At 41.9% G+C, this 18,804-nt stretch carries 15 protein-coding genes; 6 read left to right on the forward strand and 9 right to left on the reverse strand.

Annotated elements, in window-relative coordinates:
• The first annotated feature begins 170 nt into the window (after positions 1–170).
• The gene (gene gltA, locus ABH008_RS12450) at positions 171–1,472 is read left to right on the forward strand and encodes a citrate synthase (RefSeq protein ID WP_347985943.1); all 1,302 of its coding nucleotides are present in this window, start codon (positions 171–173) and stop codon (positions 1,470–1,472) included.
• Between the two features lie 205 nt (positions 1,473–1,677).
• On the opposite strand, the gene ABH008_RS12455 is transcribed toward gltA, so the two are convergent.
• Positions 1,678–3,759: a carbon starvation CstA family protein gene (locus tag ABH008_RS12455; protein ID WP_347985944.1), complete on the reverse strand. Its 2,082-nt coding sequence runs from the start codon at positions 3,757–3,759 to the stop codon at positions 1,678–1,680.
• Between the two features lie 282 nt (positions 3,760–4,041).
• On the opposite strand from ABH008_RS12455, the gene ABH008_RS12460 reads away from it, so the two are divergent.
• Entirely contained in the window at positions 4,042–4,542 is a 501-nt protein-coding gene (locus ABH008_RS12460) for a cytochrome P460 family protein (RefSeq protein WP_347985945.1), read from the forward strand.
• Positions 4,543–4,661: 119 nt separating this feature from the next.
• Here the strand turns inward: ABH008_RS12460 and ABH008_RS12465 are convergent, their stop codons facing one another.
• The gene (locus ABH008_RS12465; protein WP_347985946.1) at positions 4,662–6,002 is read right to left on the reverse strand and encodes a D-alanyl-D-alanine carboxypeptidase family protein; all 1,341 of its coding nucleotides are present in this window, start codon (positions 6,000–6,002) and stop codon (positions 4,662–4,664) included.
• Positions 6,003–6,441: 439 nt separating this feature from the next.
• On the opposite strand from ABH008_RS12465, the gene ABH008_RS12470 reads away from it, so the two are divergent.
• On the forward strand, positions 6,442–7,395 hold the full coding sequence (locus ABH008_RS12470) for an IS1595 family transposase (protein ID WP_347985947.1): 954 nt from the start codon (positions 6,442–6,444) through the stop codon (positions 7,393–7,395).
• A 124-nt stretch (positions 7,396–7,519) separates the two neighbouring features.
• Positions 7,520–8,560, forward strand: a complete 1,041-nt coding sequence (locus tag ABH008_RS12475) for a zinc-dependent alcohol dehydrogenase family protein (RefSeq protein ID WP_347985948.1) — start codon at positions 7,520–7,522, stop codon at positions 8,558–8,560.
• Between the two features lie 68 nt (positions 8,561–8,628).
• Here ABH008_RS12475 and ABH008_RS12480 read toward each other — a convergent pair whose 3' ends face one another.
• Together ABH008_RS12480 and ABH008_RS12485 are read right to left on the reverse strand one after the other, a co-directional pair.
• Complete coding sequence (locus ABH008_RS12480) at positions 8,629–9,558, reverse strand: prolipoprotein diacylglyceryl transferase family protein (RefSeq protein ID WP_347985949.1); 930 nt, start codon at positions 9,556–9,558, stop codon at positions 8,629–8,631.
• A 195-nt stretch (positions 9,559–9,753) separates the two neighbouring features.
• Positions 9,754–10,998: a hypothetical protein gene (locus tag ABH008_RS12485; protein WP_347985950.1), complete on the reverse strand. Its 1,245-nt coding sequence runs from the start codon at positions 10,996–10,998 to the stop codon at positions 9,754–9,756.
• Between the two features lie 624 nt (positions 10,999–11,622).
• On the opposite strand from ABH008_RS12485, the gene ABH008_RS12490 reads away from it, so the two are divergent.
• Together ABH008_RS12490 and ABH008_RS12495 are read left to right on the forward strand one after the other, a co-directional pair.
• Positions 11,623–12,243: an ABC transporter ATP-binding protein gene (locus ABH008_RS12490; RefSeq protein WP_347985951.1), complete on the forward strand. Its 621-nt coding sequence runs from the start codon at positions 11,623–11,625 to the stop codon at positions 12,241–12,243.
• 56 nt (positions 12,244–12,299) lie between these two features.
• The gene (locus ABH008_RS12495) at positions 12,300–13,424 is read left to right on the forward strand and encodes a hypothetical protein (protein WP_347985952.1); all 1,125 of its coding nucleotides are present in this window, start codon (positions 12,300–12,302) and stop codon (positions 13,422–13,424) included.
• 91 nt (positions 13,425–13,515) lie between these two features.
• Here ABH008_RS12495 and ABH008_RS12500 read toward each other — a convergent pair whose 3' ends face one another.
• The 5 genes from ABH008_RS12500 to ABH008_RS12520 form a co-directional block, all read right to left on the reverse strand.
• On the reverse strand, positions 13,516–14,121 hold the full coding sequence (locus tag ABH008_RS12500) for a hypothetical protein (protein WP_347985953.1): 606 nt from the start codon (positions 14,119–14,121) through the stop codon (positions 13,516–13,518).
• A gap of 614 nt (positions 14,122–14,735) precedes the next feature.
• Positions 14,736–15,281 (reverse strand): hypothetical protein, encoded by a 546-nt coding sequence (locus ABH008_RS12505; protein ID WP_347985954.1) that lies wholly within the window; start codon positions 15,279–15,281, stop codon positions 14,736–14,738.
• Between the two features lie 77 nt (positions 15,282–15,358).
• Entirely contained in the window at positions 15,359–15,628 is a 270-nt protein-coding gene (locus ABH008_RS12510) for a hypothetical protein (protein ID WP_347985955.1), read from the reverse strand.
• A gap of 77 nt (positions 15,629–15,705) precedes the next feature.
• Positions 15,706–16,482, reverse strand: a complete 777-nt coding sequence (locus ABH008_RS12515) for a heme-binding protein (RefSeq protein ID WP_347985956.1) — start codon at positions 16,480–16,482, stop codon at positions 15,706–15,708.
• A gap of 505 nt (positions 16,483–16,987) precedes the next feature.
• Positions 16,988–18,586 (reverse strand): diguanylate cyclase, encoded by a 1,599-nt coding sequence (locus tag ABH008_RS12520; RefSeq protein WP_347989970.1) that lies wholly within the window; start codon positions 18,584–18,586, stop codon positions 16,988–16,990.
• Positions 18,587–18,804: the final 218 nt, after the last annotated feature.

Raw genomic sequence — 18,804 nt, forward strand, 5'->3', positions numbered from 1 at the left:
TCACTATCGGTTCTAAATGTAATAGGTTTAAAAAGTCATGCCGAAGCGGGCAATGGCTGATTAACCAATTTTGTACATTATTTATTATAGTAAGAAATTTTAAATTTTTTTACAGGAATACTTGCAGCGAGCCACGCAGAAAAAGCGTTTTTATTACGGAGAATTAAAATATGAATACGAATTATCAGTTTACCTTAAAAAACGAGACTACACAGACCGATTATGAATTAAGTACTTTATGCGGCACAGTTGGGCCAGATGTACTGGATATGCAAACACTGTATCAACGCACAGGTATGTTTGCCTACGACCCTGGTTTTACCTCAACGGCTAGCTGTAAATCTAAAATTACTTATATCGATGGTGATGCTGGTATTTTAATGTATCGTGGTTATCCTATTGAAGAACTGGCCGAACACTGCACCTTTTTAGAAGTATGCCATTTACTGTTGACGGGTGAACTACCCGATCAGACACAGTTACACAAATTTACCGATGATATTATCCATCACACCTTATTGCATGATCAATTAACCAATTTCTTTAAAGGGTTTCGTCGTGATGCACACCCTATGGCGATTATGGTGGGTGTGGTAGGGGCTTTGTCGGCTTTTTACCATGATGCGCTAGATATTCGTTCTAAAGAAGATCGCGATATGTGTGCAATCCGTATTATTGCCAAAATCCCCACCATAGTGGCGATGAGTTATAAATACAGTATTGGCTTGCCGTTTATGTATCCACGCAATGATTTAAGTTATGTTGAAAACTTTATGCGTATGATGCTGGGCAATCCTTGTGAAGAATATCGCCCAAATCCGGTATTAGTTAGAGCATTGGACAGAATTTTAATTTTACATGCCGATCATGAGCAAAATGCGTCTACCTCTACGGTTCGATTAGCTGGTTCTAGCGGTGCAAATCCCTATGCCTGTGTGACATCCGGTATTGTTTGCCTGTGGGGACCCGCGCATGGGGGAGCCAATGAAGCAGTACTAAACATGCTTTTGGAAATTGGCAGTGTTGATAATATTGACCGTTACATTAAAAAAGCTAAGGATAAAAGCGATCCATTCCGTTTAATGGGTTTTGGACACCGGGTTTATAAAAACTTTGATCCGCGTGCCAAACTGATACGTGACACTTGTTACGAAGTATTGGATGCGCTTAATTTGCACGACGATCCATTATTCAAACTGGCATTAGAGCTGGAACGTATTGCGTTGGAAGATCCTTACTTTGTGGAGAAAAAATTGTATCCCAATGTCGATTTTTATTCTGGCATTGTGCTGAAAGCGCTGGGCATACCCAGTAATATGTTTACCGCCATGTTTGCCATGGGGCGCAGCGTGGGCTGGATAGCGCATTGGGACGAAATGATATCCGATCCTAATCAAAAAATTGGCCGACCACGCCAACTCTATATAGGCGAACCGCAAAGAGCGGTTAAACCCTTAGCTAGTAGAGGATAAGGCAGTACAGTAAAGTATTGAGTGTGTGGATGGTTTTAGGTTTAGTCTAAAACCTGGCTTTTGTGCTTCGACAGGGCTCTTCTGAGTTGTCTCGAAGAGCTCAGTACGAACGGTAAGGCATTGATATATAAATGCCACCGTTCAGCCTGAGCCTTTCGACTTTGCTCTGGGACCCTTGTTGATGGTTTTCTGAAGTTCCCTAAAATTAATCTCTGACCCAATTTTCCACCAAGCGGCTGGGTATGTGTGCAGCTTCGCTGGATGGGGGATAAGATTTTCCTTTCAGTACGCAATAAATCACGCGTAGGGTATCAGCAATCAATAACCAGCTGATTAACATAAACATAAGCGTTAGACCTGCATCCAGATAATCGTTAAAGATTAATCGCGGTGCATTGTGCGCTTGTTCGGCGGAGAGTAAACCGTTGGCCAGTTTATCTGATAATTGCTGGGCATGCGCCAAAAAGCCCACTCTGGTGTCATTGTCAAATAACTTTTCCCAAGCCGCACAGCTGGTGACAATGATTAACCAGGTTAAGGGTAGGGCACTGACCCAGACATAGCGCACTTTGCCCGATTTAACCAGAATAGTGGTGGCTACACATAAAGCAATTGCCGCCAACATTTGGTTGGCGATGCCAAACAGTGGCCACAGACTGTTAATGCCGCCTAGCGGGTCTATGGTTCCCATATAGAGAAAATAGCCCCACGCCGAAACGACGATGGCGCTGGTGATCAATATATTGGCATAGTCTGTGGATTTGCCCAGGTTTAGATTAAAACTGGCCAGCATGTCTTGTAACATGAAGCGCGCAACGCGGGTACCTGCATCTAGCGTGGTGAGTATGAATAAGGCTTCGAACATAATGGCAAAGTGGTACCACACTGCCAGTAGATTTTTGCCAAATACTTGTGCAAACAAACTGGCCATGCCGACTGCCAAGGAGGGCGCGCCACCGGTACGGGCAAATAGCGTGGACTCGCCCATGGTTTTTGCCAGTTCTTGCATTTGTTCCTGGGTGACGATAAAACCCCAGCTACTGATTTTGGCAACAGCCTGTGCCGCATCACTCCCCACCATGCCAGCGGGACTATTAATAGCAAAATACACACCCGGCTCTAAAACGGTGGCGGCAATCATGGCCATAATGGCAACAAACGATTCCATCATCATGGCACCATAACCAATAAAGCGAGCATCTTGTTCATTGGCTAATAATTTAGGGGTGGTACCCGAAGCGATCAGTGAATGAAAACCCGATATAGCACCGCAGGCGATGGTAATAAATACAAATGGAAACAGTTTGCCGCCAAAAATAGGGCCACTGCCATCAATAAACGGTGTTAATGCGGGCATTTTTAATTCTGGGCGTAACAGTAAAATGGCAATGGCTAACGCACCAATGGTACCCAGTTTCATAAAGGTAGACAGGTAATCGCGCGGAGCAAGTAGTAACCACACAGGTAATACAGCCGCTGCAAAACCATAAAAAATTAGCATCATGGCCAATTGCGGTGCTTCAAAATCGAAAAAAGTGCGTAGCATTGGGTTATCATCAATCCAGCCGCCACCCACCACGGCCATTACTAACAGTGCTACTCCGATTAAAGTGGCTTCTAGAACCCGTCCAGGGCGCAGTTGTTGCAGGTAAATTCCCATCAGCATGGCAATGGGGATGGTAGCGGCAACTGTAGAGGTTGCCCATGGACTGTGTTTCATGGCGTTGACCACCACTAATCCCAATACCGCAATTAAAATTAGCATGATGGACATAACGCCCAGCATGGCGGTGGTTCCGCCAATTAGGCCTAATTCGTCTCTGGCCATTTGTCCTAAAGAGCGGCCATCACGACGTATAGAGAAAAATAAGGTAACAAAATCCTGAACACAGCCACCTAATACGGCACCGATGAGTATCCATAAGGTACCAGGAAGATAGCCAAATTGTGCAGCCAGCGTGGGGCCAATTAAAGGGCCGGGACCGGCAATGGCTGCAAAATGATGCCCAAACACCACCCATTTATGGGTAGGAATAAAATCGCGACCATCATTAAAACGTTCGGCTGGTGTGGCTCGACTGGCATCCAGCATTAAGACTTTGGTGGCGATAAAGGCACTGTAAAATCGATACCCTAACGCATACACACACAGTGCAGCAATAATCAGCCAGAGGCTATTGATGGATTCGCCGCGTTGTAAAGCAATAAATCCTAACGCGCCAACACCTAAAATGCCAATGCTCAACCAGAGTAGTGTAGAAGGTAGATTAAGTTTGTTGCCAGACATGCGTATTCCTGTGGGTGTTATCAGCGTAATTTTTTAAAGTATAAAATCAATGCACTTTACAATGTGCGAAACCGTATTTTCGCTGTATAGTTAATTGGATAAGTGCTTTAAAATGTTTGTCACTATTCAGCGTTATAGTTTATATCTAGGTTGGATGAGGCTAAAGCCTGTGGAATGTATCCGCATCAGAATGCATTCAACGCAGTGAAGTACCACTTGCATCCGCATATTATTAACGTTAATTTGTGACAATTATATCATTATAACCCGTAGGAGATTGCCTTGAATATTACACAGAAACTGGGTTTGCTTGGCTTAATAGTAGCCATAAGCAGTCTAGCTAGCTCTTCTTTGGCTGTTGCTGAAAGTCTACCCACCTCGAAAACCGTTTATGGTGATTATATAGATTGGCGCGTGTTATCAGTGTCACATCGATTGGATAAAAACTATGTGCGCAGTATTGTGGGTAATACAGTTGCCATCCATGCTGGACGTGCAGGAAAAACCAAACCCTGGCCAGATGGTACAGTCATTGCCAAATTATCATGGAAAGCACAAACTCATCCCAGTTGGCCACAAGCGATAGTACCTGGAGAGTTTGCGGGTGCTGAAGCAATGGTTAAAGATAGTTTAAAGTATAAGGAAACCGGCGGTTGGGGGTTTGGTCGCTGGGAAGGAGCCAAGTTGGTTATGAATGATGCCCAACAAAGTGCTACCTGTTTTGCCTGCCATACCACCGTAAAAAATAATGATTATGTGTTTACGTCACCCGCGTTTCAATAAGCACATGTAACTGATTTAATAGATATTGGTAAGGGCAAAAAGCTTTATTAATGCTTAGAAAGTGATGCGCATCTGTGGTGATGACGCATCATCTTTGTGTCTATGCCTAAATATAAAGGTTACGAAATTTCTTTATGCACTTGTTTAAGGTGTTTGCTATGTTTAGGGGTGTGTTTAGTCACCTGTGTTACTGACTTGCTCTGTGTATTAAGCTTGACATGTTTGCTTGGTAAAATATGTTTACTATGAACAGTATGATGGACTGGCAGGCTTGGTTTATGATGGCTGCTTCTACCAGATACCAAGGTACAGCTCTGATTTTTACTTTGTAAGTATTTGCAGAAAGCATGTGCATCGGTTTCGGTTAGATTAGTCCAGCCTGGTCGCCAGCTGGGTGCACCTTTAAATTTTGTTTTTACCAGCTGTGACTGCCCAGCGTTTGCCAAAACACCTAAAGACTGGCGTGCCGTGTCCAGTGTATGTTCTGCATCCTGTTTACGTCCGGCAACCGCCAAAACTACCGACCAATGATTAGAGGCCAACGTGGTAGGTTCCGACTCTGGTTCGTTATGCTTATGTGTTTCGGTGTATTTATCCAGCGGTTTAACATGTATAGGCTCTGTACGGCCACCTGTTTCTGCACCCATTAGTTCGGCACTGCCTGCACATCGGTTAGACGATAATTGAAAAGGCGGTGGGGTGTCGTTTAATGCGTGCAGTTCTGATACATGTTGAGCAGTGCTGACATTATTAAATTTTTCAAAGCCTATATCCAGTAAATCGCCCATTTGTGCAAAACGTTCTGCACTGGAATGCGCACCCAGTAGCACACCAATAACCCGATGCCCATTGCGTCTGGCAGAGGCAATTAAGTTAAAACCGGAGCCGCAGGTAAAACCCGTTTTCATGCCATCGGCATCGGGATACAGTTTTAAAATTTTATTGGTGTTAGGCAATACCCGACCTTTATAGACAAATTCAGTCGCTGAAAAAAACGGGTAATATTGAGGAAAATCGCGAATGACTGCCAGTGATAACACGGCCAAGTCTCTGGCACTACTAATTTGTCCTTCATCCGGTAAGCCGCTGGCATTTTGGAAAGAACTGCTGACCATGCCCAAATGTTTGGCTTGTTGGGTCATTTTTGCGGCAAAGTTTTGTTCGCTGCCACCGGCCAGTGTTTCAGCCAGTAAAACAGCCGCATCATTAGCGGAACGAGTAGTGACCGCCATAATGGCTTGTTCAACAGTGATAGTTTGTCCATAACGTAATCCCAATCGTGAATTGGGCTGCATAGAGGCATGTTTGGAGACCGTTAAGGTATCATGTAAATTAAGTTCACCCGCTTTCAACGCCAAAAAAGTCATGTAAATAGTCATGACTTTGGTTAATGACGCGGGATACCAGCGTTGTGAGGCTTCATTTTCGTGTATAACTCGGCCGGTGTCGGCGTCTATCACGATTGCAGCATATCGGGCTGATGCGTTAACGCTCTGTAAGAGCATGAAAATTAAAAAAATTACACGAAAAATTGATTTTTGCACGGCATGGAAGCTGTTAATTTGCTATAGGAAGTTGTCTTAACTGATTGAGTATACTATTTAATCAGATTTTCATGTTTCAAAAAAGCTCTATTTTTTGTGGATGACTATAAACCGTGAATGGTTCACATTTTCTGACATTAACCCAATATTTTATTGTATTTATGCCGCATTGCATATACGCATTAATTTGACTCGCCAGGCCTTTATTTGCAAGGCACCCATCGCGTTGCATTGTCTATCATCAATAAATTTAGCAGATTTCTAATTAACCATACAATTACTTGATTAGCAAGATACCTCAGCCGAGCCTCCGCAAAGCGAGTAGACTGAGCACAGCCCATCTAAGAGGTGCACCATGTCAATCAATCGCATCCAGTTTCAACCCGGTATGTCTATGCCTGAGTTTCTAAAACACTACGGCACCGAAGCCCAATGTGAAACCGTTCTGGAGAAATCGCGCTGGCCTGACGGCTTTGTATGCCCTTGCTGCGAAGACACAAATTGTTGTGAATTCCAGATAGGAACGCTCAAAATGTTTCAGTGCACGACTTGCCGACACCAAACATCACTCATAGCCGGTACGCTGTTCCAGAGCACCAAGCTTCCGCTAACGACCTGGTTTCTGGCGATCTATCTGATCAGTCAAGCGAAGACAGGCTTGTCTGCGCTCGCGCTAAAGCGATATCTCGGGGTCAGTTACCACACAGCATGGCTTATGCAGCATAAGTTGATGGAAGCCATGTCCGAACGTGAAACAAGATATCCGCTGAGCGGCCAAATCCAGATTGACGATGCCTATCTAGGCGGTGAGCTTAGCGGTGGCAAGGCCGGACGGGGTTCTGAAAACAAGGTACCCTTTGTGGCGGCACTATCACTGGATGAGAATGGACACCCCAGGTATCTCAAATTAACGCCAGTGAGTGGATTTACACTCAAAGCGATTGCTCAGTGGGCCAAAGAAAATTTGGTCTCAGATTGTACAGTACTTTCTGATGGCCTCGCCTGTTTTGCCGGGGTGACAGAAGCCGGTTGTCAGCATGATGTCATCGTTACAGCTGGTCGTAAACCCAAAGATCTACCTGTGTTTCAGTGGATTAACACCATCCTTGGTAATCTCAAAACCAGTTTGGGCGGTTCTTATCATTCATTCAACTTCGCCAAATATGCTTCTCGCTACTTGGCGGCTTTTGAGTTTCGTTTTAATCGACGATTCCAACTCGATACGCTCCCGATAAGACTTCTGGTGGCGGCTGCATCTGTAGGGCCCCGTCCTGCTGCTTGGCTTCGTTCAGCTGAGGTATCTTGCTAATCAAGTACAATTATTAGTCATTAATATTAGCAAGTGTGTTATGTTAGATTAGCGGTACCCAGCTTACCCAGCATCAAAATGGCATTTTTGATTTATTCGACCCTATCCCAGTGGAGATATTTTAATGAAAGCCATGCTCTTGAATAAGCTTTGCAATCTCAATGATACCCCATCACCTTTAGTGCTTACGGAAATACCGGTACCGGTACCGGGCGACGCCGAGATTCTGCTGAAAGTGTCTTGCTGTGGCGTTTGTCATACTGAGCTTGATGAAATTGAGGGTAGAACACCACCTCTGAATTTACCTATAGTGCCAGGTCATCAAGTTGTTGGCCGAGTTGTGGCGCTAGGTAAGTCTGTTATCCACTTAAAAGTCGGTGACAGAATAGGGGTTGCCTGGATTTTTACTGCGTGTGGAAAGTGTAAGTTTTGCTTAGCTGGCAACGAGAATTTATGCCCCGATTTTTTGGCAACCGGACGTGATGCAAACGGTGGTTATGCTGAATACATGACGGTTGCAGGGCATTTTGCTTATGTCATTCCAGAAATTTTTTCGGATGTAGAAGCAGCGCCCTTGTTATGTGCGGGTGCAATTGGTTACCGCGCGTTGCGACTGACTCAACATAAAGATGGTCAGTCTCTGGGTTTAACAGGTTTTGGTGCCTCGGGTCATTTGGTGCTAAAAATGGCAAAGCACCTGTATCCACACACGCAAGTGTATGTGTTTGCCCGTAGTTTAGAAGAAAGACAATTTGCGCTGTCTTTAGGTGCTAATTGGGCTGGAAACACGACTGAAACGTCACCCGTTAAGTTAGATAATATTATTGACACGACACCTGCCTGGCTGCCAGTTGTGGAAGCCTTGGCTAATTTGGAGGCAGGGGGTAGATTGGTGATTAATGCTATACGCAAAGAACATGATAAAGAAAGTTTGCTGCAATTAGATTATTCTAAGCATCTATGGCAAGAAAAGGAAATAAAAAGCGTTGCCAATATTACCCGTGCAGATGTCACAGAATTTTTGAGTTTGGCCGCAGACATGCACCTTAAACCCGAAGTTGAAGTGTATGATTTGGAACTGGCAAATCAGGCGTTGCTCGCCTTAAAACAAGGTAATATTTGCGGTGCTAAGGTGTTGGTTGTTGGACAGTCACTACTGTCATAGAACCTCGCCATAAATAGGTTACAAACCCAAAATGTAGGTTGATTATAACAACGCGAAGCCCAACATGCTTACAATTTAGAGCAGGCTGACAATGCGCCTAAAATAAATAGTGAAAATACTACCTTAGATATTCGCTTTGCCTGGGTCGCCTTTAGGATGCCTAATAATCCGATTAATATTAAAACAGTTGAAATAAATTCTGCTTGAGTGAAGTCAATTCCAAAAAAATGATATTTACTATTAATCCTAATTTTTTCAATGAGCAATCTTTCAAAGCCAGTTAATAGTAAATAACTTGAAAACATGTACCCCTTTGAATATTTTGTTTTCCTTATTGCCCATAAAAATAAAAAAATGCCAAAGGCCGCTAATACTTCATAAAGTGGTGTTGGATAAACACCGGGACTTGGGATTACGAGGCCAACAATATTGTTTGTATAGGTTTGTGCCCACAACCAATCAGGAAGCCAGTTTGGTTTCAAGTCCATGATTGCGGCAATACCCCAATCGCCGTCACCCGATATTTGACAACCGATCCGTCCAATTCCATATCCAAGTATCATTGAAGGTGCAAGCGCGTCAAGCATGGGGAGCAGGGGAACCGCGCGTTTTTTTAAGTAAACCGCCCCGGCAATTCCGCCGCATATGAGTCCTCCATAAATAGAGAATCCACCACGGGTTAATATCATGCCTATTGGGTTATCAAGGAATACCTGTGGGTATTCAAGAATGTGGAAAAGGCGGGCACCAAGCATCCCAAATAGCGAAGAAATTACGGTCAAATTGTCAACGATTTTATGTGTTGGTACGAAAACGCCTGGTGCGATTGTAGCCTTTGTTAAAAGGCCGAGTTTTTCTAATCTAATGATTTCGCGTTTGGCTACTATTGTTGAGACTATCATGGCGATCGCAACAAAGCTACCAAACATGGCGATGGGAATATTCCATTGGGTCCCAAAAATAGGATTGATCAAATCGCTCAAATAGGGAAAAGACATTAAGAATACCTCTAAAATTGAATTCCGAGTTTAATTCGGCATATTGTTGATGTAGTGCCAGTTAATCACTAGTTTTATTCAACTCGAAATGCCGTAACAGGTCGTAATAGGCGAAATCATATTCCCATATGCAAAGTAGGATTTATATTAGCATAAAGCAGTTTGTCTCATTTTTACCCTTAACACAAATAGTATTTATACAAAACCAAATGCCAAAGGCAGACCAATTACCATTAAAGCTGACCATGCTGAATAAAGTGGTAAATAGTTAGCAACGGTATTTAGTAACTGTTGCGATGTAGCCTGCTGCCTGATATGTGCAATATAATCTTTCAAAATCAGTAGCAAATGTACAAATATCAAAACATTTGCACCTGCTACTGCTAACCGATTTGGCGTTACACCATATTCTGCCCACCTGAAAACGATGGCAGAAAGTGCGTAGATATTAATAAGTAGTGTTACCGTCACCAAACCAATATTAATACCATCCAGTAACTGACTATTATTATCCTTACTATTTTTACCAGCGACCGAATAAACTGTAATTGCCAATACAATAAGCAATAGTCCGTTGATAGTGATTAAAAAGTCACGGTCTGAATAGGGACTTTTCCCTTGAGAAATAATAACCAGTAAGTACGCACAAACGGTAATCAATACCAGGGGCGAAAAAATGTTAGCGATAATAGTCGCCAAACGACTCTCTCTACCCAAAACTACATCGTAAATATACGTCGCAACCACTGGCGATGCCACCAAACCGTAGACCACTACATAACTCATATACCACTCTTCTATCCTGATATGAATTAGCGAGAATAATGCATAGGTTAATAAAGTCAGTACAATTCCCCCAAGCAAAATAATCGAAGCATAGATAAGCATTTCGCCGAGATAACGCACAAAAAGCAACTTAGCATGGCTAGATTGCCAATTGCCGTGCATGAAAGTAAATGCTAGTAGCGATAACATAACATATGGCATATGCAGTAATGCCATGATTATAGATTGCGAATCTTTTGTATTGGGTATCAGTATCAATACCGTGATGCAGAGTAGCACGCCTAATATTGGAATTCTTTTATCGAGAGTAGAATCTGCAGACAAAAAATAGCTAATGAGCGATCCAATAACTATTACGGAAACAAAACGTTTCAGATACCAGTCTTCATTAACGAACCAGAGTCCGTGTAATTTAACCAAAGTGCCTGCAAATAAGGCTATGAGAATTACATAGAATATTTTAGTTTCTGATTTATCTGCAGTTAAACTTTTCGAATAAGCCAAGCGTGCCTTCCAAACCCGTAATGTTTCTGATTCAGGATATTTATCAGTCGCTTCGTCTAGCCAAGTCAAGAATTGAGATTGTTTAGTTTGGTATATATTTTCTAGAGCGTTTGGGTCATCTAGAAAAAGTAAAATTTCATTGGTTTGCATGTTTAAGATGCCTAGTAGATTTTGGTATTCTTTATATCACCGCCAATCGCTATAGTCTAGGTAAAAAGCTATGTATTTTGGATAGCATACACTCTAACTATTTTTCATTAATTATTAGAATCACTTAGATTAACGTGAAAAGCCAGAATAGGGTGGGCCAGGCGAAATCGTATTGCGACATTCTTGTTTACACTACGCGTTTGTATACTCAGGGTCTTAATCCGTTATTTGATAGAAGTCTGTTTCTAATAGCTTTGGGAGGGGGAGATTGAGATATTTACAACTAATTGCACTGGGTAATAAAGTAACCTGACCCCTATATCTGACACCTATATCCCTGATTGTTTCTGTAGCAACATAAGTGATTCAACAGTGTAGTTCTATAAGCAGTTAATCAACAAAATTAGAATTGAACAGGTGAATTACACGCATTTTCTTGTTGCCTATATTGGCATATATAATGCTAATTATCGATGCTAAGTAGATTTATTAACTTTAGAATTACTTATTTAGATCAAATTTATAGGGAAAATTTACTTAAAACAACAAACCAATCAAAGTAAGTTGTATTCATAATCAAAAAACGATATTTAAAAATTAAATATGATTAAGGCATGGATTTAAATGGTAAAAGTACAAGGACTGACAAAGCGTTTGGGTAAGTGTGTGCTTTTTCGTAAACTCGATTTTGTATGGGATAATCCAGAAATTATCTGCATAACAGGCGCAAATGGGGCAGGTAAAACTTCGTTACTATCATTGCTGGCAGGTGTTATACAGCCTGACGCTGGTGAAATATTTATTTTGGGTGAAGATCTGCTTGATAAGTCTCATGACTTAATGCAACAGATAGCCTATGTACCTGATAATTGTCCAGTTTATTCTTTTATAAGTGGTGGTGAGTGGCTATCATTCGTCAAGTCGCTTCGAGCTTTCGATCCTGAACTTGAAGAAGAACTGCTAGCAGGCTTTGGGTTAGTACCCTATCTAAATTGCCAATTTGGCGAGATGTCGCTTGGTACTTCAAGAAAATTTCTGTTAACTTCAGCGTTAATGTGCCATACATCGCTGGTGATATTAGATGAGCCGAGTAATGGCTTGGATAATACCTCGTTTGATTTTCTTTGCTTACACCTAGAACAGCGCAAATCAGAAAGTTTAATCGTACTGAGTTGTCTGGATGTGCATCAACAAATTCAGTTGGGTGCCAGAACGATCGAATTATGTAGTTTGGAGCGCTCATGATGAGGTGCATTCCTAAATCAGACAAAGCTATATTTGCAAAATTGTTTTGGTGGCGAATGCGTTTTTTTGCTGCAGAAACATTTGGTTTAGTGCTCAGGCGCTGGCAAACGACTTTATTCCTTTTACTCATTTTCTCGCCAGCGCTAACTCCGCTGAATATGCTTTTACATATGCTAGGCTTACCTGTACTTATCATCGTCGAACCGGGGCATATTAAAAAATCCATCGCATTGTGGTTGTTGGTATTACTGATCGCCATGAGCTGGAGCGCATTGCAGATCAGGGCTTTAAGTGGGGGAAGTGCTTGGAGTTATATTGCCCGGCTCTTATCAGCTCGCCAATTAATGCTGTTAAACCTAATGGTATTGTTGATAGTAGATTTACCGTTACTGTTACCATTTATCGGAGCAGAAATTACGCTTTTACGACAGGGTGACTTATCATCCATTCCACGTATTACTGCGATTGCAATTCTTGCGATGCAACTACCTGTATTTCAATTACTGTTTCAGCAGGCTTTTCCGGGATTAGTCTTGTGTGTATTTGCAGATTTAGTCGGGATGTGGGCAATGGCAATCGACTTATCCATATGGTTTTTATCGTTAGCAGTAGTTCTGGGCAGCCTGATCAGCTTAGTATATTCCATTCGATATCGCAAAATAAAACTCAGCCAGCATATCCAGCCTTGTTCTTATTTGCGGCTATCTGCCGAGAGAAGCCCGTCTCTAAATATTTTAATCATCAATTTTAGATATCTATACAGCAGACTGAATCTATGGAGATATTTAGGTGGGTTGTTTTATATAACTTTACCAGTATTAATGATTGAGTTATTGCGCAAGCAGGATGTCCAATCACTAATTTTAATGATTATTGCTGATCTGAGCTTAATACCTTTAGTACACAATATAGCCGGACTTGTTTTCGATCTACATCGTTTACATAACCCAATGTATGCATTACATGCTATCTATCATGCTGGCGCTACTGGGCTGAAAACACTGACTTTCATAACTCTCCAAGCTATATTTTGTATTCTTTGTTTGCCTATCGTCGTAGTACTCTATCAGCAATGTCTATCTTGGTACGCCATAGCTGTGATGCCCATTGCTATGATGATACTATTTATATTTATGATTATAAACTACAGGAGAATAAATAAACGCAATAAGCCAGAATAGTTAGAATAGGCATAGCTGTATTGCGACACCCTACCTATGTAACCGCGCGTCTGAAATAACGAGGTATGTCCTCGTTATTTCATGAATTAACTTACTTTGATACTATTATGGAAATCCCGGTGCCATGCATTCCATTATAACTTTTATCGCTCGCAATACTGGATTTGTCTGTTCCATCGTCAGGTTCCATGACCGAGCCACCTGGACGAACCATAACACAATGCATTGCACCTATATTTTTGATAGGCCCTAACAAATCTTGCCATTCGGCAAGAATTTTTAGCTCTCTTTCGTTATTAGCAAGTATATGGTTTGATTTACCTGATGAATTACTTACATAACTTGGGTGGGTACTTATCCTGTTCCATTCATCTTTGTAGGCAAATTTAAGACCGGTCACTGTATAGGTAGAATACACCATGATTTTAACAGTCAAGCCTAAATAAATAGCACAATTAGCAATATCGGATGGCATAGAATACCCCCAATTTTTAGCATCGAGTCTATTTGGATTATTGCTAGTCCATTGGTAAATTCTTTTTTGGCAATCGGTGGTTACCAATAAGGAGTCGTCGGATCCCCAAAGGCTATAATTGTTGTTTTTTGGAAGTGTCGTAACACCTAACTCAACAGCTGCGCATAATAAGCTCGTTGCTGCGCAGGAATTGGGGTATTCTTGTTTTTGCGTAGTAGTCATCGTAAACACCTTTAATTTAACTGAATTTTAAAAATTGTTGAGTGCAAGCGGTTTAACGGAGGCTCTAGAACTAAGCTGGGTGCAATGATAATAAAACTCTGCATCTAAGGCAATAAGTTTTCCTGTTAGTAAAATGCTTCAGATTTTGTCTAGCAAGTGTCCGCTTCGGATCGACAAGTTAGGTGGAGAGTTTTGGTGCGTGGGCGACGTTGGCGAGCCGATTGTGGAAATTTGCCCATTTCGGTACTAGCGTAATAATAAGCGAAACCCTATTACGACACTGTTACTTTAACTTAGCAGTAAACTAACCTGACCCCTATATGGAGGTAACGAACCGCATCAAGTCGGCTGAACATTCAGCTTATGCCTAATTCGCGGAAGATGCGGTTCGTGCCTCACCACATTCTACGTAATTATATCTTTGAATATTAAAGAAAACTCGCTTAAGTCAGTGCCATTCTATCCTGCCCCCTATATGCACGCTTTTGCCACGATAAATGCGATAAGCCAAAATAGGTCGTATTAGCCAAAAAGGGTTATGACGTGCAATCATTTATTACACGCCTAACCCTATCTAAACAAGAACATATTCAAAACTTCATCAACGCTGAGTTTTATGCTGTTGTTTTCCGTCGTCCAACCCAGCTTATGTACGGTATGCCACTGGCAAATAGCCAAAATAGGGCTGGTTCTGGTACCGCCGTTACAGTACCCGAAACTAAGGCATCCCAATTGCTTGAACCCGAATTGATACCATTATCAAATGCATTTGAAGTAAATACTGGAGCCGAGGCATTTGTAAAGTCAATAGTAAACACCAGACTATTATTAATCGTTGCGTCGTAGGATGCTGGGTCTGCATCTAATAAGAAATTTGAAGCAAGGGGCGCAGTTGCATAATCAAAAGTAGGATCAAAAACCCAGCTTATTGACTCATTCGCAGAACCTCCCACATAGCCTGCCGTGCCCAGGGCATAACCACTAAGTGTGCCGGAAACCGCAAGAGCATCAAAGTTATTATCAAAAGTGACGATACCGTTAAAAGTAGCACCGGACTCGAATGTTTCACTCAATGCCTCAATATAATTAGCTTGAACGGTTTCGACAAGCCCCAGACTCAATATTAATGCGGCTGTAACAGCCTGTATATTAAAATTCATAAATTAGTTTCCAATGTGTGTTGGTTGTATAAAGAACACGACTTGCAAGCGGGCAAAATAAATGTCAATACCTTTAATTAAGGCTTAGACTTTTCAGTTTGCGCATCATCCGGGATAAAATCTCCAGGTGGCGTTAGGGCGGTCGCAGGATTTAACTGCCGGCTCTGCTGTAAGATGTTACCGAACAGTCTGCCTTGTTCTTCCCTAATTTTTTCCTGTTCCGCCAGAACTTTTTCGTTTTCTGCTTTCTGCAATTCGGCTTTATGCTGCTGCCAGACATCCTGCAGCAAACTTGAGGCTGAGGAACCCAAAAAAACGCCTAAGGTGATTTGCAGGATAAGTTTCATGAAAAAATGCGTGGTCTGTTATTTATCGAGTCATCAAGAAGCCGTTGCTCACACAACAGCTTCTGATCACTGCCCGTTTAGTGGGTGCCAGGTAATGAGCCAGCTGTCACAGTGTTTACGCATGTTGGATGACCCCAACCACTCGCACTGACTCCAGTTTGTAGACCCGGTACTGTGTGGATATCAAACACAATATTGTCGGGGCGGGCTGAATCATGGGAAACTCCACCGGGTACATGATCCAATCCTAAGGCAAGACGTGTTCTCCAGGCAATATTATGGTCTGCACAAGAGGTGTCACCGCTAACACCAATAGCGCCTACCAGAGTACCATCAGCTTTATAGAGAGCCAATCCGCCGCCGAATACGTTCACGCCGCCTACTCGCGTTCCAACTAAGGGATCATTTGCTTGGCCGTAATTTCCGGCAGGTCCTGCATATGCCGCATTTGTATCCACAGGGTTGCTAAATTGCAAACCGTATAAGCTACCACCAGGTTGCACGGCGGTGTATAAATTCGCTGTAGATAAAGCTAAATTAGGTAAGCTGAAGGCATTGGCGGTATTGGCTTTTTGTGCTGAAATAATCCGACTGCCTGGCCATTGTGCATTTCTATCCGCACCTGTATAGGCAACTGCGCACACATAACCGTCTCGGTTAACGACAGTGGCCCACATATTTAGACCAAAACCGCCGTTTAAGGATTTATTGGGTGCCACTGTGGCTAAATGGCTCTGCAAAGTATTCCAATTAGGCAGATTTGAGCAATCAGCCGCGGGGTCAGCCGCAAAAACATTATGCGAAGTACAGGCCAGGGAAGACAGAAGTGCTAGCTTGACAAATTTTTTTTTCATTTTTATTCTCCTTTTGATTAAGTTAAGTAGATACAATTTTAATACTAACCGGCATTCAAACCGCAGCCAAAAGTGCCGTCGATAGGTCCAACCAGACAAACTCGTTGTACAGTGACGTGTTAGAAGCTAGTGACTAAAAAACAACACAAAAAACCTAATCAACGAGTTTTTATATTATTAATTAAATTATAGAAAGAGGCAAACAAACCTGTTGCTAAAAAAATTGATCTACAGGAGGTTTAAGTCCGAACCACAGAAATTTTGGAAGTTATTAAAAACATGTGCATAACTTTTCCCTATTTCGTAACCAATACTATTACACCACTATTTAAAACAAGTTTATGTCTATTCCAATCTGCATGTTACTAATCTATCCCAGCAAATTTTTAAGTCGTCTTGTCTCATGATACTTAGCTTTTTCTATGGCTTATCCTGATATCTTAGTAATAGCCCAATGACTTTTTTAGTTTAAAAGTAAACACTACTTATGCTACTAATTTAAAGACTATTCCGCAGCGCTTTTATCAAAATGAACGCAATTACGTCCTGCATCTTTGGCACTATACAGGGCATTATCGGCTCGGGTAATTAACGAATCGATAGATTCTTTTTGTGTTAGTTGTGCAACACCAAATGAACAGGTTTGCGTGCCGACTATGTCTAATACGTGGTTTTCTAGCGTCTTGCGTAATTTTTCGGCCAGTGCCAGTGCGCCATTTAGATCGGTATCTAAACAAATAATCATAAATTCTTCGCCGCCCCAGCGACCTAGAATATCCGATTCACGTAACTCTTGTTTAAGTAGTTGAGCGACCGTGGATAAAATAACATCACCTGCCTGGTGTCCATATACATCATTTACAGACTTAAAATTATCTAAATCGGTCAAGATAATCGATAAAGCTTGAAAGGTTCTTTCCAGGCGTTTTTGCTCGACAACAATCACTTGATCGAGTTTGCGCCGATTGTACAGACCGGTTAATTGATCGGTAATACAGAGTCTTTCTAATTCGCTATTCTGAAATAATATTCTATTATTGGCTTCGATTAACGCTAAAGATGCCTGCTCGGCGGATTCTTTGGCGGCACTTAATTCCTCTTGAGAATGATGCTCTTCGCTGATGTCGTGAATAAACCAGATTAACCCTTTTTCAATATCAGTGGGGTCGATAAACGATCCTACTGCAATTCCCCAGAATTGTGTTCCATCCTTGCGAATAAATAAAGATTCGAATTTAAAGTAATTTTTGCCGGTATTAAATTGCGGATAAACGGTACGATCAATTAATTCAAAATCTTCTTGAGAAGCATAGACGATACGTGTCGATTTCCCAATCATTTCATTATGTTGCCAACGAAACATAATTTCTTCAAAATGGCGATTGGTGCGTAAAATAACGCGATCAGTACTCAGAACTATAATGCCTACCCATATATTATGATAAATGGTTTCAAGTTCTTTTATTGCTTGATCTGCGGTTTCTTTTGCGGTTAAAACATGGGCATGTGCCTGAGATAAGGCTTTTACCAGATCTTCATTTTCGAAAGTTAACTGCAATCTGCTGCGTATCGAATTGTTAACACGCTGAGCAATGTTAATCATGATGAGCAGGAAGATGAAGTTGTAAACGGCTAATACGCTATTTGCGGTGCCGCCATTTAAGGTTAAAGCCACGCTCATGGGTAATGTTGCGGGTATAGCAAAAGCCAGAAAAGAAGGCATATAGGTACCCAATGTTAACACACCACCCATTACCATAGCCTGCATGGCGGTGATGGTTATAATCATGGTTGTCGGGTTTGCCTCACTCAGCAAACATCCTCCCATTCCCCAGGCAATACCCGATAAGCCGGTAGTCATCGCGTACCGAAAGGCGATAGCCGGATCATAGCCCATTGAAACTAGTTGGCGTTTGCAGCGTTGGGTAAGCCAAATGCGGATGCCAAGGGTTAAATAGACTAGGCCAAGCCAGCCTAACACGATGCGACTTTCGTTGGATGCTAGTTGCGAAACGGTGATTAATAAACTACCTAACGCGCTTCCAATCAATGGAATGGAAGAATAAGCTATCAGGTGGTCAAACAACGCGGCATCTACACGCATCTTCAAGTTCAAATAAACTCCTTTAATTCAATTAGTTTAAACTACCCATCTACTGTTAACAGTGCTAGTTTATCTGCAACTTTATTCTATTATTGTGGATAATACAGCAAAAGATACCATTTTTTAACCGACTATCTTAGCAATTAGCCTAGGATCGCTATATTACAGAGTTTATATTTATTGTAGGCTACTTTAGCTATCTAATCCGATACTGCTGG

This window comes from Methylomonas sp. AM2-LC (assembly GCF_039904985.1).
In the GTDB taxonomy this organism is placed as follows: domain Bacteria; phylum Pseudomonadota; class Gammaproteobacteria; order Methylococcales; family Methylomonadaceae; genus Methylomonas.

Excerpts from the sequence above, each read along its gene's own strand:
- gltA (WP_347985943.1), top strand. The coding sequence starts at position 171 with ATGAATACGAATTATCAGTTTACCTTAAAAAACGAGACTACACAGACC.
- ABH008_RS12455 (WP_347985944.1), bottom strand. The coding sequence starts at position 3,759 with ATGTCTGGCAACAAACTTAATCTACCTTCTACACTACTCTGGTTGAGC.
- ABH008_RS12470 (WP_347985947.1), top strand. The coding sequence starts at position 6,442 with ATGTCAATCAATCGCATCCAGTTTCAACCCGGTATGTCTATGCCTGAG.
- ABH008_RS12475 (WP_347985948.1), top strand. The coding sequence starts at position 7,520 with ATGAAAGCCATGCTCTTGAATAAGCTTTGCAATCTCAATGATACCCCA.
- ABH008_RS12480 (WP_347985949.1), bottom strand. The coding sequence starts at position 9,558 with ATGTCTTTTCCCTATTTGAGCGATTTGATCAATCCTATTTTTGGGACC.
- ABH008_RS12485 (WP_347985950.1), bottom strand. The coding sequence starts at position 10,998 with ATGCAAACCAATGAAATTTTACTTTTTCTAGATGACCCAAACGCTCTA.
- ABH008_RS12490 (WP_347985951.1), top strand. The coding sequence starts at position 11,623 with ATGGTAAAAGTACAAGGACTGACAAAGCGTTTGGGTAAGTGTGTGCTT.
- ABH008_RS12495 (WP_347985952.1), top strand. The coding sequence starts at position 12,300 with ATGCGTTTTTTTGCTGCAGAAACATTTGGTTTAGTGCTCAGGCGCTGG.
- ABH008_RS12500 (WP_347985953.1), bottom strand. The coding sequence starts at position 14,121 with ATGACTACTACGCAAAAACAAGAATACCCCAATTCCTGCGCAGCAACG.
- ABH008_RS12505 (WP_347985954.1), bottom strand. The coding sequence starts at position 15,281 with ATGAATTTTAATATACAGGCTGTTACAGCCGCATTAATATTGAGTCTG.
- ABH008_RS12510 (WP_347985955.1), bottom strand. The coding sequence starts at position 15,628 with ATGAAACTTATCCTGCAAATCACCTTAGGCGTTTTTTTGGGTTCCTCA.
- ABH008_RS12515 (WP_347985956.1), bottom strand. The coding sequence starts at position 16,482 with ATGAAAAAAAAATTTGTCAAGCTAGCACTTCTGTCTTCCCTGGCCTGT.
- ABH008_RS12520 (WP_347989970.1), bottom strand. The coding sequence starts at position 18,586 with ATGCGTGTAGATGCCGCGTTGTTTGACCACCTGATAGCTTATTCTTCC.